The organism is Kerstersia similis (assembly GCF_965139615.1).
GTDB classification, from domain to species: domain Bacteria; phylum Pseudomonadota; class Gammaproteobacteria; order Burkholderiales; family Burkholderiaceae_B; genus Kerstersia; species Kerstersia similis.
Genome location: NZ_CBCSIQ010000029.1, coordinates 38198 through 52369 on the forward strand (window position 1 = coordinate 38198; position 14172 = coordinate 52369).

The following is a 14172-nucleotide window of genomic DNA, read 5'->3' on the forward strand; positions in this document are numbered from 1 at the left end:
CCTCCAGCTCATGCTGGGCGTGGCTGGCATGCCGGCAAAGGGGAGGGGGCGGGGCAGAGGGCCGATGCCGATGAGAGGCGCTGGGGGCCTCTCAAGGGCATGACGGGCAGGGTGTGGATGACATGTTGCGGAGGCAGACACTGCGGGCAATGGCTGCCTGTGATGCGCGGGTGTCAGACCAGGAAAATCGTCGCCAGCCCCAGGAAGATGAAAAATCCGAGACTGTCTGTTGCGAAGGTCAGGAGCACGGAAGAGCCCAGTGCCGGGTCTTTGCCGAAACGGGCGCGCACCATGGGCACGAGCACCCCGACGCCAGCCCCGACAAGCATATTGCAGACCATGGCGCCCATCATGACCAGGGCAATGGAAATCTCGCCGGAGATGAACCACGCGAATCCGCCGGCCACCAGGCTGCCGCAGAGGCCGACCAGCAGGGTGACGCTGAGTTCCTTTTTGATCAGCCGCCAGACGTTGTCGGGCGTGACGCGGCCGACGGCAAGCGCACGGATGATCATGGTCATGGTCTGGTTGCCCGAGTTGCCGCCGATACCGGCGACGATGGACATCAGGAAGGCCAGGATCACGATATGGCTGACCGTATCCTCGAAGCGCGATGCCACGATGGAGGCGATGGCGGCCGTACAGAGGTTGAGCAGCAGCCATGGCGCCCGGTTGCGCATGGCGGCGCGCATGGGGGCGAAGATGTCTTCTTCCTGCATCCCGGCGCGTGACAGGGCTTGTTCGTCAGAGTCTTCGCGGATGACGTCCACGACATCCGCGATGGTCACGCGGCCAATGAGCCGGCCCTGGTCGTCGGTGACTGGGGCGGAAACCAGATCATAGCGCTCGAAGGCGCCAGCGGCTTCGGCGTCGGAGTCCGTTGGGCTGAGCGCCAGGAAATCCGGGCTCATGACATCGCGCACATCGGTTTCGGGTTCGGACACGAGCAGCCGGGTCAGCGGTAGCGTGCCCTGCAGGCGATCCTGGCGGTCAACGACAAAAATCTGGTCCGTGTGATCGGGCAGTTCGCCCAGGCGGCGCAGATAGCGCAGCACGACCTCCAGGGTGACGTCCTCGCGCACGCGCACCATTTCGAAGTCCATGATCGCGCCGACGCTATCCTCGGGATAGCCCATGGCGGTCAGCAGGCGGGCACGCTCTTCGTCCGTCAGTCCCTTCTGCACTTCAGCGACCACATCCGGGGGCAGGTCGGGGGCGATGTCGGCCAGCTCGTCGGCATCCATGTCGCTGGTCGCGGCAACGAGGTCCTGGCGATCCATCGCTTCAATCAGCGATTCCCGGACCCAGTCGTCCACTTCCAGCAGCACATCCGCATCATGGCTGTGATCCACCAGCCCCCAGATGATCTGCCGTTCATCCTTGGGCAAGGACTCCAGGATGAACGCAATATCCGCCGGGTGCAGTTCGTCCACCAGCTGCTTGATTTCTGCATCATGCTGCCGGTGCAGCAGATTCTCCATCAGGCCGGCACGGTCGTTTTCCGCATATTGGCGATGCGCCAGTTCGGACACCAGCTGCTGCCGGCGCAACAGGTCCTGTACCTGGCGCAGGGCAAGCTGGGCGTCCTCCGGATCCAGGCGGCGCGGCGCGGGGGGCGTACTGGTGGCTGTCGTCATTGATGGGGTTCCTGCTACGCGGGTTCAGGCCGTGGGCAGCTTGCGCTTCTTGCCAGCTTCGTCCATGGCGACATAGGTTAACGTCGCTTCCGTGACCTTGACGATATCGCCGATGAGGCGCCGTTGTGCGAAAACATCGACGCGCACGGTCACGGAAGTGGTGCCGATCCGGGTGATTTCGGCATAAAAGGCGAGCAGATCGCCAACCCCGACGGGCTGGCGGAATTGCATGGCATTGATGGCCACGGTGCCGACGCGCCCTTGGGCGAGCTGTGCCGCCACAATGGCGCCGGCCACGTCGATATGGGACATGATCCAGCCGCCGAATACATCGCCGTAGTAATTGGCGTCAGCCGGCATGGGGACGACGCGCAGGGTAGCGTGCTTGCCTTCGGGCCAGTCGGGCAGGGTTTCTACGCCGGGATTGGGCGCTGCCGGATGCTGGGAGGGGGTGATGCTCATGATGCCAGAAGTCCTTCTCGACTTGTTTGAAAAATGGTGGCGATTATGCAGGAACGGTCTGTCTCCGACGAGGGCTGCGCAAAGACCGGGAAGGGTGCTTGCGCCCGAAACGGGGGCGGCGGCCGGTATGGCCTGCACGGGTCACGCCATGGCATGCGCGGCCTGTCATGCCTGCAGGATGCGATGCTTTGCGGGAAAACCGTGATGATAGCCCCCATGGACGTTTCGGGGCGAGCGGAACCGTGCATCCGGGAGGTGGTGCGGCTTGTCGTTGCGGCGGGCCGGTGAGCCATTCATTGCTGGGTTCCGGTCCGCCGCCGCTGCAAGCTCAGGCTTGCGCCGCAGGCGTCAGCCGTTGCTGTGCCAGCGCGACCCAGGCCGAAGCGCCGACAGGGATGAGGTCATCGTTGAAGTCATAGCTGTCGTTGTGCAGCAGGCAAGGGCCTTCACCGTGGCCTCCGCTGCGGTGGCTGCCATCGCCGGCGCCGAGCCAGAAATAGCATCCTGGCCGGGCGCGCAGCATGTAGGCGAAATCCTCGGACGCCATGGATGGCCTGACGGCATCGTTGACCTTGGCCGCGCCGGCAATGCTCTTGAGCGCCTGGGCGCAGAATGCGGCTTCGCCCGGATCGTTGATGGTGGCGGGGTAGGTGCGGTGGAATTTCAGCCGTCCGACGCAATTGAAGGCGGCGGCGATCTGCTCCGTGATGGTCTGCATGCGTTGCTCGACCATGTCCGTCATGCTGTCGGCATAGGTGCGCACGGTGCCGCTTACCACGGCATGCGTAGGAATGATGTTGTCCGCGCTGCCGGTATGGATCTGGGTAATGCTCAGCACGGCGGTATCCAGCGGGTTGCGGTTGCGCGAGATGATGGTTTGCAGGGCCTGGGCGATCTGCACGGCAGGCATGATCGGATCCACGCCCAGGTGCGGCATGGCGGCATGGGTGCCCTTGCCGTCGATGTGGATCTGGAACTCGGCACAGGAGGCCATGATGGGGCCGGCGCACACGCCGAATTCGCCTGCCGGCAGGCCGGGCCAGTTATGCATGCCGAAGACCGCTTCCACAGGAAAACGCTCGAACAGGCCATCCTCCATCATGCGTCGGGCGCCGGCGCCGCCTTCTTCGGCGGGTTGGAAAATGACGTGCACAATCCCGTCGAAATCGCGTGTCTGCGCCAGGTAGCGGGTGGCAGCCAGCAGCATGGTGGTGTGGCCATCGTGGCCGCAGGCATGCATGCGGCCGGCGTAAGTGCTGGCGTGGCCGAACTGGTTGGCTTCCTGCATGGGCAGTGCGTCGATATCGGCACGCAGGCCGATGGCGCGGGTGCTGTTGCCGCGTTTGCCGCGAATGGTGCCGACTACCCCTGTGCTGGCCAGGCCGCTGGTGGTTTCCACGCCCCATTGTTGCAGCAGTGACTGGATCAGCGCCGAGGTGCGCCTTTCTTCGTAGCTCAGTTCAGGATGGGCATGGATGTCCCGGCGGATATCGCGGAATTCACCGTGCCAGTCTTTTAGCTCGGGAATGATGTTCATGGCTGTTCCTGGTTGCATGCGCCGGGCCCGCTGGCCGGGTTGGCATGGTCGAGATGGGGGGCGACAAGCGCCTGCAGGCTGCGCGCGACGGCTTTGTTCCCAGCTACGATATTACCGCTGCGGGCCCAGGGCTCGCGTCCGTACATATCGTCGGCCAGCCCGCCAGCCTCACGCACCAGCAAGGTGCCCGCTGCCACATCCCAGGGGGCCAGGCCCATTTCCCAGTAGCCATCGAAACGGCCGCAGGCGGTCCAGGCCAGATCCAGCGCAGCGGCGCCGATGCGGCGGATGCCGCGAGTGGCATGGATGGCGTCGTGCAGCATGGGCATGTACTGCGCTTCGAAAGAAAAGTCCCGGAACGGGAAACCGGTGGCCAGCACCGACTGCTCCAGGGACGGCGAACGTGACACGTTGATGCGCCGCCCGTTGAGCCATGCACCTATGCCTTGCACTGCGGTGAACAGCTCTTCGCGGTTGGGGTCATAGACCACGGCAACAATCGGATTTTCCTGGTTGCCTGTCTCCGTGTCGTCATGGGCGATCAGCGCAATGGAAACGGCATAGTGGGGAATGCCGTGCAGGTAGTTGGTCGTGCCATCCAGCGGGTCTATGCACCAGGTGGCCTTGCCTTCCGGGCGGCCGCCGGTTTCTTCGGCAACGATGCCGAAATCCGGCGTCCGCTCGCGCAGCACGCTGATGATGGCGGCTTCGGCTTCCCGGTCCGCTTGGGATACCAGGTCGTTCTGGGCCTTGTGGTCAATGACCAGATCGCTGCGGCGGTGTGAATAGGCCTGCAGGATCGCGGCGCCTGCATGAGCGGCGCTAACCGCAGTGTCTATGGCTTCGCTCAGGGCGCGCAGCGAGAGGAGATCCGGCAGGTCGGGAAAAGAGGTCTTCATGCTTCACTCATCCAGGAAAGGCGGCCGGCGCGGTGGCTGGCAGTAATATTCATTATTCCATGCGGAAGTCTATCCCTTTTACATGTCTTCTTCGTATCAAGCATTAAAGTCGGCCCGGCCGGACCTGGATTCAGCCGGTCTGCCCTACAGTTCCGACTATGGCGATATCTACCATGCCGCACAAGGCTCGCTGGCTCAGGCGCGGCATGTCTTTCTGGCAGGGAATGGCTTGCCCCGGCGCTGGGCCGGGCGCGAGCGCTTTGTCGTGTGTGAAACGGGGTTTGGCCTGGGCGGCAACTTTCTGGCGCTGTGGCAGGCCTGGCGCGCCGATCCGTCGCGCTGCCGGCGTTTGCATGTCGTGTCTCTGGAAGCGCACCCCTTCACCCATGACGGTTTGGCAGCCATGTGGCGCGCCAGCCTGGCGCCCGAGTTAAGAGCGCTGGCGAACGAGTTGCTGGCCCAATGGCCGGAGCCATTGCCTGGGTTGCACCGGCTGGAATTCGAAGCGGGTGCGCTGACGTTGACACTGGGTTTCGGGCAGGCTTTGGTCTTGGCACCGCGCCTGGAAGCGCGTGTGGATGCCTATTTTTTTGATGGATTTTCTCCGGCGCGCAACCCGGAAATGTGGTCGCCCCATTTGTTCCGGCGCCTTGCGCGAATGGCTGCGCCGGATGCGACACTGGCAACCTGGTGCAGCGCCGGCCATGTGCGCCGGGCCATGGAAGATGCCGGTTTCCTGGTCGAGCGCCGGCCGGGGCTGCATGGCAAACGGCATATGGTCGCAGGCGTGCGCCGGGCGCTGCGCACACCGGGCAAGGCGCATTTGCCTCAGCCTCATCAGGGGGCGCGTACTGCCTTGATCATCGGCGGCGGGCCGGCGGGCGCTGGCATGGCTCATGCGTTGGCCTTGCGTGGCTGGCAGGCAAGCGTCGTGGATCCTGCGCCGGTTCTGGCCGGTGGGGTGCACCAAGGGCATGTGGCGGCTGCCTGCGTTCCGCTGATTGCGCGTGATGACAATCCGCGTGCCCGGCTGGCGCGTGCGGGCAACCTGAGAACCTGGGCGCGCTGGTCCGGTTTGGGGGAGGCGGCAGCGCCATTGCGCTGTGGCGCACTGCAAATGCAACGGCTGGAAGGCCGGGCCGGAGACCCCAGGGAAGCCTTGGCTGCCTTGGCGTTTCCGGAAACCTGGGTGCGCTGGATGGAACAGGAGGAAGCCAGTGAACGCGCCGGCTTGCACGTGAGCCAGGGCGGGGTGTATTTCGCATCAGGCATGTTGGTGCGCCCACCGGAATTGCTGGGCGCCTTGTTGCGCACACCGGGCATTGTCCCGGTGCAGGCTAGTGTTGCCGGGTTGCAGCACACCCAGCAGGGCTGGCAGGCCATGGGGCAGGACGGGCAGATACTGGCGGAAGGCGCCATCCTGGTCATGGCCGGCGCGGCGGCATCATGGCCTTTGCTACAGCAGGCCGGATTGACAGAGCAGGCTGCGCCACGGTTGGCGGGCCTGCAGCCGACGGGCGGGGCGATTGCCGCCTGGCCGTCGGCAAGACTGGGTGGCGGCCCGGCGTGCGTCTTGGGCGCCGAAGGCTATGTGCTGCCCGCGTTGGAAGGCCGCTGTGTGCTGGGCAGCACCTATGAAGAAGACGGCGCCGCCTGGGACAGGCTGGCGCGGCGTCGCGCCATTGCGGAAAAAATGCCGGCCATGCTGGCTGATGCACGCCTGGGCGTATCGGATGGAACGGAAACCTGGTGGATGGGGGATTGGTCCGGCTGGCGGGCGGTCGTCCCTGGCCGCCTGCCGGTCTTCGGGCCAGTGCCGCAGCTGCCGGATGCCTGGGTCGCGACCGCATTCGGATCTCGCGGATTTTCGTGGGCGGCCCTGGCAGGCGATGTGCTGGCAGCGCATCTGGAGGGCGAGCCTTTGCCCCTGGAACGCGATCTGCTGGAAACTATCAGGCCCTGATTGCGCAAGTGGCAGCAATCGGAACGGGTGGAATCCCGCAGCCAGGGAAGGTTTCAGCGGAAGATTGGACCATCACGGCGCGCCCAAGGTAACTGTATGTATCAGTGGCGGATTCTGTACCTCGCGGCGGGGCGAGTGACGCTTAGTGCTGGAGATCATGAGCTTTTCCTCGGGAAACCGGAGAGGAAAAGGGCAAGGCGGACTGAAAAAAGGCCAGGATTTTAGTTCGAAAATATCGGAGTGAGTTTATTTCGCCGCGCAAATCCGTCAGAATAGTGGCTTTTGAAGCTATTTAGGCCTTCGGGCGAATGGTCGGGTGCGCGGAATCCCTCCCGGGAGGCCGCGTGCGGCCGTTTGCGCGTGGCCGGGGGATGCTCAGTGCCGTCAACGTACGACTCCGTCCATACGATACAACTGGATCATCTCGAAACCAGTCAGTCGTCTGCCAACCGCATCGAGTTTGATGCGGGGGCGGGCAATGTGCTGGTGATCGAGCCGCATGCACCGGGCGTATTTCGTCTGCGTGCCGGGCCGCAGGAAAAGATCACCAGTGATAAACCTCGCACTCAGCGTGCGCGTGCCGTGGCGGAAATGCTGCTGGCACGCGAGGAAGCGGTCGGGGAAATGGAGGTCCAGACCGACAGCGATGCCGGTATCTGGCGTTTGCAACAAGGCGAGGTCGAGCTGGAAGTTGCGCACCACCCATGGCGCCTGGTGCTGCGCCGTGGCGACCGTGTGCTGCTGAATGCGGACTCCGCTCAGCAAGGCAGCTGGCATGGTGCCGCTGGCGACGACGAGCCCTACTGGGCGCTTGCCTTCGGGCTGGAAGCGGGCGAGGCCGTCTATGGCCTGGGGGAAACTGCGGGCGACCTGGATCGCCGCGGTGAAACCATTGTGTCCGACGATCCGACTCACCGCGCGCTGCCGCTTGCCTGGAGCGTGCGAGGCTGGGGCGTTTACGTCAACAGCGTCGAGCGCGTCGTGCATGCCGTGGGTGACGATGAGTTCCCGGATGACTACCGCATCGGTATCGACAGCGGGGTCTTGGACTTATTCCTGTTTGCGGGCGAGCCGGGTGAAATTCTCAATCAATACACTCAGCTGACAGGCCGTGCGGGCCAGCCCAGCCTGTGGGCCATGGGGACCTGGCTGCAAACGCCGGACACCCTGTCCGTCACTGAATCGGCTGAACTGGCGACAGAATTCCGTGAGCATGGCATGGGCTTGGATGTCGTCCAGCTGCCTGAGCCGGCGGCGTGTCTGGTGCGCGAAGGCAAGCTCAACCTGGAATGGGACGCGCAGCGTTTCCCTGACCCCAAGCAAGCCCTCGCGCTATTCAAACAGCGCGATCTGCATGTCAGCGCCAGTGTATTTCCTGGTGTGCTGGCGGGTTCGGAAGCTTTCACAGAGCTGGAAGACCGTGGTTGGCTGCTGGCGGAAGACTCGGGTGACGCCAAGGTGTTTCCCGGTATCGCGGCGACCAGCGGGCAAGCCTATGCGCTGCTGGATCTGACCAACAAGGATGTGTACGCCCAGTGGCGTGACCGTCATCATCAATTGTTCCAGGATGGCTTGGAGGCACCTTATTGCAGTGTGCCTGCGAACCTGGAAGATGGCCTGGTTTCGCGTGGGGACGACAGCGGTGCCGCGCTGCGCACGCTCTACCCCCTGCTGGCGCGCCGCTCGCTGTTTGATGCGGTGGCCGGCCACAAGATTCCGCCTGAAGGTGTCGCGCCGGGCACCGACCTGTTCCCGGCGGCGCAACGTCTGCCGTGGCAAGCTGCGCCGGAAGTCCCCAACAACTGGGCGGGGCTGGCCTTCAGCCTGCGCACCGCGCTGGCCTTGGGTGACAGCGCCATCCCGCTGCAAATGCACGCGCTGGGCAACGTCCGCGCGCCGCTGGATGCCGTCACGCCGGAACTCTATGTTCGTTGGCTCACGGCGTTGACCTTCTCCGGCAACTTCATTTTCCAGGGCGTGCAAGGGCTGTTGCCCTGGCAATTCGGAGAAGAAGCCGAAGCCGCCGCGCAAGTCTGGATGCGCTGGCGCTATCGGCTGATTCCCTACGTGCTGGGCGCCATCGAAGACGCAGCGCGCACCGGCCTGCCGGTACAACGCTCCATGGCCTTGTCCTTCCCGAACGATGAGCGTGCGCAGCAATGGCAAACCCAATACCTTCTGGGGCCGGCGCTATTGGTAGCGCCCATCCTTGAACCTGGTAAAACCCAGACGATCTATCTGCCTGAAGGCGAAGCCTGGTGGGATCTGAACACTGGCTGGCGTTACGAAGGCGGCACGGTTCTGACCATGGAATGCGGCCTGGATCAATACCCGGTATTTGGCCGCGAAGGCCACATGCTCTGTCTGGGGCCGGCAACGCTGCACACCGGAGAATTCAACTCCGCTCGTCTGCTGGACGAAGTGTGGATGTTCGGCATGCCGGTCAACAACCCTGTCGTCATGCGCAACAAAATCCGCGTCATGCAAATGCAGGGCTCGAGCTACATCAAGGGCCTGGAAGGCCTGCGCATCCTGCCCTCGCAAGGCCTGGAAGTCAAACGCCGAGGTGCGGAAGTTCGCATCTCTCGGGCGCGATAGGGCTGCTGACAAGGCTGCTGGCGTGACAACCGCAAAAACTTGTCGCGCCAGCTTGCTGGCATCCGCAGGAACAGGCCAGAAAAAGGAAGGTCTCAAAGGAAGACTCTTTTTTGTACTTTTTCAGCCGGTTTTTTGACACACAGCTTCATTTGCGTCATAATTTATAGCTTCACAGGTTTTTGATCGCCGGTGAAGCCAGCAGTACAGGGGTCTTTAGCTCAGTCGGTAGAGCAGCGGACTTTTAATCCGTTGGTCGAGGGTTCGAGTCCCTCAGGACCCACCAGAATTTCTTTTTTAGATCAAAGGCTTGCTGATTCGTCGGCAGGCCTTTTTTCTTTGCGTCGGTACAAAATTTGCGCTGCGGTACAGTTTCGGTACAGTGGCCCTACGCAGACACTGTACCGAAGCACCATGGCCACCCTCGTAAAGACACCCTCAGGCACATGGAAAGCCGTCATCCGTCGCGCCGGCTTTCCCACCACCATCAAGACATTCCGCCTGAAGCGCGATGCGGAAGACTGGGCGCGGCGCACCGAAGATGAAATGGTGCGCGGCCTGTTCATCCAGCGTGCGCCAGCGGAGCGGCAAACTTTCGCCACCGCCATGCAGCGCTATCTGGACGAAGTGACGCCCACCAAGCGGCCCATGACGCAGAATGCCGAGCGTAAACGCTCGACGGCCCTGGTCAACTTCTTTGGCAAGTATTCGCTGGCAGCGATCACGCCCGACATGGTGGCCACCTTCCGCGACCGGCGCTTGTCGGGCGAAGATCGTTGTGTGGATGGCGTGCCGCAGCCTCGCGCTTCCAACACTGTGCGTCTGGAACTGGCACTGATGGGGCATCTGTATAACGTCGCCATCAAGGAATGGGGCTTGGGGCTGGCCTACAACCCGGTAGCCAACGTGCGCCGCCCATCGCCAGGAGCCGGGCGCAACCGGCGGCTGTCGCCAGCCGAAGAAACCGCGCTGCTAGAAGCCGTGGATGCGCATTCGAACCCCATGCTGCGCTGGATCGTGCGCATTGCCATTGAAACCGGCATGCGCTCGTCGGAAATCACCTCTTTGAAACGTGCACAGGTCGATCTGTCACGCCGGGAGGTGCGGCTTCTGGAAACTAAGAACACCCAGCCGCGCACTGTGCCACTGACCGCCCAGGCGGCGCAGGTATTCCGTGAAGCGTTGACGCATCCCGTGCGCCCGCTGGACACCGACCTGATTTTCTACGGAGAACCGGGAAAGGACGGCAAACGCAGGCCGTACAACTTCAACAAGGTGTGGCTGGGCATCAAGGCGCGTTTGGGCATCGAAGGGCTGCGCTTTCACGACCTGCGGCACGAAGCGGTCAGCCGCTTGGTGGAAGCAGGTTTGAGCGACCAGGAAGTGGCGGCGATCAGCGGCCACAAATCCATGCAGATGCTCAAGCGCTGCACCCACTTGCGGGCCGAGGATCTGGTGGACAAACTGGATGCGATCAAGCCGCGCAAGGTGCGGGCGTGATGACGATGGGGCGGCATGTCGTCGCGCCGCCCTGGTTGAATGAAAGGAGCAAGGCTGTGCAGATACCGTGCCATCCAGGGGAAATCTTGCGTGAAGACGTGATAGCGGCGTTGGGCTTGTCCGTGACCGATGCTGCCTGCCGTTTTGGTATCGAGGTTTCCGCATTGCAGGCCGTACTGGATGGCCGCGCGGCAGTGGATGCCGACTTGGCGCAGCGGTTGGAAACTGCGGGGTTCAGTACCGCCAGAACTTGGTTGGCGATGCAGGCCAATCATGATCTGCGGCGCAAGCAGCAGCGTGCGTAGAGCGCGGGTGCTCAGAGTTTGTCTATGACTTCCGCAGGCTTGGCGTTGCAGGCCCGGCACCAATCCAGAAACTCGACCAGATCAATGTATTGTTCGCCGCGTTCCACCTTGGAAACGTAGCTTTGCCCACGGCCCAATTTCTGGGCAAGCTCCACCTGCGTCAGATTCGCGTGTTTGCGAGTCTCACGGAGCAGGTTGCGGATTGCCTCGTAGGCGGGACCATAGAGCATCTTTCGATGCTATAGTCCGCTTTTGAATATTCGAATTTAGACTATTTATGGGTTCGGGCAGTGCGATTGTGTGCCGCCTGAGCCGGGTCGAGGCAGGGAAATGAACACCAAACTCATCGTCATTCTTGTGGCCGCCATCGTGGCGGTGTCGGTCGTGGTGATCAATGTGGGCGGCAGCGGCAAAGCCGACAGCAAACCGTCCGCAGAAGAAAGTTCGCTGCCAGCGACGAAAGGCTTTACACATACGACTCCGCATAACAGCGCTCGGGATAAGGGATACTGAGTGATTGTCTGGAGTTTGTCAGGCACAGGTTCCAGGCATCCCGTCGAGTTGACTGACGCATCAGGGTTCGCGTACCGCTTTGGCCATCAAAACCCGCATCTGTTCCGCCAGTGCTTGCATCTCACGCAGTATCGCTTCGGGATTGATCTCCGATGCGCCGTCTTTGTCATCCTCTGAAAGCCAACGTTTCAACAGGCTGCCCGCCTGACGCACATCAGCGCCCAGCCTGACCATCTCGTCCACCACATCCTTGTCCAACACTGACGGAATGGGTGTGTTCAAAGCTAATGCCCGCAGGCACTTGGAATGAGACATCTCCGAACGGCTGGCCAAGCTGCTGATGGCGGTCTTTTCCTCTGGCGTGAGGTACACGTCCACGCAATTGCCTCGTGGGCGTCCACCGCGTTTCTTTTTTGGTGCAGCTGTCTTCTGTTCATCCATCACATTCTCCTGTTGTTAGGTTGAAAGAGCGGTAGCTCTCGTTCGCCTCGCAGAGCAAGACCTGTTGAGCGGCCCGCGAATCAGGGGGGTGTTGGATCGGTGCAGGCCTCGCTTGTACCGGTGCAACACACATCTTGCCGTCACTTTTCACGCGAACATGCGCGATTCTTTGGCTAGGCTGGTTGAAATCGCGCATGTTCGCGTTCCCTCGCATAAAGTCGCATTCCGTCGCGTTGAATCGCATTGCCTCGCGTTCTTTCACGCGTCGTCGCGTTTGATCGCATATGGCTGAGGGTTTTCAGGGCGTGCTTGTTGCGGCACCCGTCGCCCAGCGGTTCTGACGCCTTGGCGGTGAGGAACTTCGGCCCAGAGGCCGAAGCTTGTGCTTCGATTCGTGGTCATGCAGAGCGACGGCCAGAGGGCGGGCCGGTTGTCTCTCGGTCGGTGGGTGCCGAAGCGTTGCCGCGCAGCATCCCCGTGATCTGCGCAAGGTGAGCTGTAGCAATGCTGCTATCAGTCGATTTCCCGGCCTTTGCTGCGTCTTCCCCGCGTTCGGCATGGGCAGGTGACGGTATGCCGAGATAAGGCCTGAAATCGCCCTTTTGGTGCTTCTTTATCAGCGCACGCAGGAACCGCATCGGCGTGGTCTTGATGGCTCCTGGTTTGCGCATCGCGCCCGCCACTTCATCCAGCAGTAACTGCGCAGCGTCTGGCGCAGCGTCTGGCGCAATGCCACGCAGCAAAACAGCCGCCTCGGCGGACTCGTTTGCGTTGAACCGATCCGGCATCCTCAACCGCCTGTTATCCACAGCTTGTTTCGGTACTACATCTTCAATAGATAGTTCAGTTGGTAGTTCATGGGGTGACACAGCTATGTCACCGGGGGGGTGACATAGCTGTGTCACCCCGTCCCTGACAATTTGACGGGGGGCTGGTGACAAATTGACAGGGGGTTGAGGGGTGTTTTCAGAGGGTTTGTTTTCAGACGGCTCAATCAGTAACTGATAACCGTTGGAAGTTTGTCCCGCGTTTTTATCGCGCCAGCGTGCCTCGATCTTCAGCCATCCATTGGCCTCAAACCGCTTCAAAGTGCGCTGCACCGTGCGTTCCGACACGCAGCATTGCTCGGCCAGTAAGCGAATGCTGGGAAAGCAACCTCCCTTGGTATCAGTCATCTTTACCAGCACCAGCAGGATCAGTTTTTCGACGGGCTTGATGCGCAATGACAAAGCCCAGTCAAACCTGGTGAACATCAGGCACCTGCCTGGCTGAGATAACTGGCGATGTCGGCGGTGCGGAAATACACCCTGCGCCCGATCTTCACGTGGGCCTGCCGGATTTGCAGCGCATAGGGCTGCGAAGTGCGCAGCGCCACCCGCAAACCGTCCGGGCTGCGGTGCAGCAGTTCTGCCAACTGCGGCAGGCTCAGTAGTGGGCCGTACATCTGGTGCAGGTTGGTTTCCAGTGCCTGGGTGCTGTGTGGGGTATTCACATTCGACTCCTTCCAAAAGAATTCAGTAGGTACTAAAGTTATTCGAAACTTCAGGCTTTGAAAGGATTGAAATATGACAGCTAGATTGACAGGGCTGGGTTGAACAAAAACATGGCACCAAAAGGGAAAAATCAGATCGTGGTGTGGGACGGCTGCCCGGAGCTGGTGAGGGCGGCGGTGGTGGCGTTCGAGCAGGCCTGCACGCCGTCTTACACCATGGCTTCGCGGCGGTATTCGATCTGGAGCAAAGTGCGTGAGTATCTGGATGTGCCGGTGGCGCAGGCTTTGGATGCCTTGGGGCAGGCAGAGCTGCTGGCCGGGCCGTTTTCGCATTGGTTAGAGATGGGATTGGAGCGCGGGGAGCGCAAGCGACTGTGGCGGCTGAGTATGGCGCACAGAGCTAAGGTACACAGCGCATTAGCAAGGCAGCATCCACCTGATCCGCGTTTGGCGGCCCTGTTAGAGACGCTTTACGAAATCGGGGTATTTGTGTCGCTGCGCCGGGCGCGTAAGTCAGTGGGCGTCAAAGCTGAAAAAGCCGCTGAAGTCGTCAATCATGGCCGCAAGGTATCGCCGGATTATCCGTTTTGTGAGCTGTGCTGGCGGGAGACGATGCGTGCAGTAGCTGAGGCGTCAGAGGATGAGGGGCGTAAGGCCAATGCGTGGAAGTTCAGTGGTCGGTTCTGTGTAGAGCACAACCCTTCTGTTTGAATCGTCCCGGGAATCGAGGAGGCTGTTTGGTTAAAGTAACGCGTTGATCGGCACAGATTCAGATTGAGTCCGATAGTAGGCCTCCTCCGCCTGCGCAGGAGGAATATACCCGATGGA

The 14172-nt window shown here is 61.8% G+C and carries 14 protein-coding genes and 1 tRNA gene; 7 read left to right on the forward strand and 8 right to left on the reverse strand.

Annotated elements, in window-relative coordinates:
* Positions 1–173: 173 nt before the first annotated feature.
* From mgtE to ACNA1V_RS15155, 4 genes are all read right to left on the reverse strand, one after another.
* Positions 174–1637 (reverse strand): magnesium transporter, encoded by a 1464-nt coding sequence (gene mgtE, locus ACNA1V_RS15140; RefSeq protein ID WP_415834435.1) that lies wholly within the window; start codon positions 1635–1637, stop codon positions 174–176.
* Between the two features lie 24 nt (positions 1638–1661).
* Positions 1662–2099, reverse strand: a complete 438-nt coding sequence (locus ACNA1V_RS15145; protein ID WP_415834436.1) for an acyl-CoA thioesterase — start codon at positions 2097–2099, stop codon at positions 1662–1664.
* A gap of 328 nt (positions 2100–2427) precedes the next feature.
* Positions 2428–3636, reverse strand: a complete 1209-nt coding sequence (locus tag ACNA1V_RS15150; RefSeq protein WP_415834437.1) for a M20 aminoacylase family protein — start codon at positions 3634–3636, stop codon at positions 2428–2430.
* Positions 3633–4535, reverse strand: coding sequence for an inositol monophosphatase family protein (locus ACNA1V_RS15155; RefSeq protein WP_415834438.1), 903 nt, complete (start codon positions 4533–4535; stop codon positions 3633–3635). The genes ACNA1V_RS15150 and ACNA1V_RS15155 overlap by 4 nt, the downstream gene beginning before the upstream one ends.
* Positions 4536–4617: 82 nt before the next feature.
* On the opposite strand from ACNA1V_RS15155, the gene mnmC reads away from it, so the two are divergent.
* From mnmC to ACNA1V_RS15180, 5 genes are all read left to right on the forward strand, one after another.
* Entirely contained in the window at positions 4618–6498 is a 1881-nt protein-coding gene (gene mnmC / locus ACNA1V_RS15160) for a bifunctional tRNA (5-methylaminomethyl-2-thiouridine)(34)-methyltransferase MnmC2/FAD-dependent 5-carboxymethylaminomethyl-2-thiouridine(34) oxidoreductase MnmC1 (RefSeq protein WP_415834439.1), read from the forward strand.
* A 378-nt stretch (positions 6499–6876) separates the two neighbouring features.
* The gene (locus ACNA1V_RS15165; protein WP_415834440.1) at positions 6877–9096 is read left to right on the forward strand and encodes a glycoside hydrolase family 31 protein; all 2220 of its coding nucleotides are present in this window, start codon (positions 6877–6879) and stop codon (positions 9094–9096) included.
* 207 nt (positions 9097–9303) lie between these two features.
* Positions 9304–9379, forward strand: a tRNA-Lys gene (locus ACNA1V_RS15170).
* 128 nt (positions 9380–9507) lie between these two features.
* A complete protein-coding gene (locus tag ACNA1V_RS15175) occupies positions 9508–10593 on the forward strand; it encodes an integrase (protein ID WP_415834441.1) in 1086 nt (361 codons plus the stop codon).
* A 5-nt stretch (positions 10594–10598) separates the two neighbouring features.
* Positions 10599–10898 carry a HigA family addiction module antitoxin gene (locus ACNA1V_RS15180; RefSeq protein WP_415834451.1) on the forward strand — a complete coding sequence of 100 codons (300 nt, stop codon included), beginning with the start codon at positions 10599–10601 and terminating at the stop codon, positions 10896–10898.
* A gap of 11 nt (positions 10899–10909) precedes the next feature.
* Here the strand turns inward: ACNA1V_RS15180 and ACNA1V_RS15185 are convergent, their stop codons facing one another.
* Complete coding sequence (locus tag ACNA1V_RS15185; RefSeq protein ID WP_130486569.1) at positions 10910–11128, reverse strand: helix-turn-helix domain-containing protein; 219 nt, start codon at positions 11126–11128, stop codon at positions 10910–10912.
* A gap of 100 nt (positions 11129–11228) precedes the next feature.
* On the opposite strand from ACNA1V_RS15185, the gene ACNA1V_RS15190 reads away from it, so the two are divergent.
* Complete coding sequence (locus tag ACNA1V_RS15190; protein WP_415834442.1) at positions 11229–11411, forward strand: hypothetical protein; 183 nt, start codon at positions 11229–11231, stop codon at positions 11409–11411.
* Between the two features lie 60 nt (positions 11412–11471).
* Here the strand turns inward: ACNA1V_RS15190 and ACNA1V_RS15195 are convergent, their stop codons facing one another.
* From ACNA1V_RS15195 to ACNA1V_RS15205, 3 genes are all read right to left on the reverse strand, one after another.
* Positions 11472–11852, reverse strand: a complete 381-nt coding sequence (locus ACNA1V_RS15195) for a plasmid mobilization protein (RefSeq protein WP_415834443.1) — start codon at positions 11850–11852, stop codon at positions 11472–11474.
* A gap of 398 nt (positions 11853–12250) precedes the next feature.
* Positions 12251–13105 carry a helix-turn-helix domain-containing protein gene (locus ACNA1V_RS15200; protein WP_415834444.1) on the reverse strand — a complete coding sequence of 285 codons (855 nt, stop codon included), beginning with the start codon at positions 13103–13105 and terminating at the stop codon, positions 12251–12253.
* The gene (locus tag ACNA1V_RS15205; protein ID WP_415834445.1) at positions 13105–13344 is read right to left on the reverse strand and encodes a DNA-binding protein; all 240 of its coding nucleotides are present in this window, start codon (positions 13342–13344) and stop codon (positions 13105–13107) included. Before ACNA1V_RS15205 ends, ACNA1V_RS15200 begins: the two co-directional genes overlap by 1 nt.
* 99 nt (positions 13345–13443) lie before the next feature.
* Between ACNA1V_RS15205 and ACNA1V_RS15210 the strand changes: the two genes are divergently transcribed.
* Complete coding sequence (locus tag ACNA1V_RS15210) at positions 13444–14055, forward strand: hypothetical protein (RefSeq protein WP_415834446.1); 612 nt, start codon at positions 13444–13446, stop codon at positions 14053–14055.
* Positions 14056–14172 lie beyond the last annotated feature (117 nt).

Coding starts and splice junctions, on each gene's coding strand:
- mgtE (WP_415834435.1), bottom strand. CDS start 1,637: ATGACGACAGCCACCAGTACGCCCCCCGCGCCGCGCCGCCTGGATCCG.
- ACNA1V_RS15145 (WP_415834436.1), bottom strand. CDS start 2,099: ATGAGCATCACCCCCTCCCAGCATCCGGCAGCGCCCAATCCCGGCGTA.
- ACNA1V_RS15150 (WP_415834437.1), bottom strand. CDS start 3,636: ATGAACATCATTCCCGAGCTAAAAGACTGGCACGGTGAATTCCGCGAT.
- ACNA1V_RS15155 (WP_415834438.1), bottom strand. CDS start 4,535: ATGAAGACCTCTTTTCCCGACCTGCCGGATCTCCTCTCGCTGCGCGCC.
- mnmC (WP_415834439.1), top strand. CDS start 4,618: ATGTCTTCTTCGTATCAAGCATTAAAGTCGGCCCGGCCGGACCTGGAT.
- ACNA1V_RS15175 (WP_415834441.1), top strand. CDS start 9,508: ATGGCCACCCTCGTAAAGACACCCTCAGGCACATGGAAAGCCGTCATC.
- ACNA1V_RS15180 (WP_415834451.1), top strand. CDS start 10,599: ATGGGGCGGCATGTCGTCGCGCCGCCCTGGTTGAATGAAAGGAGCAAG.
- ACNA1V_RS15185 (WP_130486569.1), bottom strand. CDS start 11,128: ATGCTCTATGGTCCCGCCTACGAGGCAATCCGCAACCTGCTCCGTGAG.
- ACNA1V_RS15190 (WP_415834442.1), top strand. CDS start 11,229: ATGAACACCAAACTCATCGTCATTCTTGTGGCCGCCATCGTGGCGGTG.
- ACNA1V_RS15195 (WP_415834443.1), bottom strand. CDS start 11,852: ATGGATGAACAGAAGACAGCTGCACCAAAAAAGAAACGCGGTGGACGC.
- ACNA1V_RS15200 (WP_415834444.1), bottom strand. CDS start 13,105: ATGTTCACCAGGTTTGACTGGGCTTTGTCATTGCGCATCAAGCCCGTC.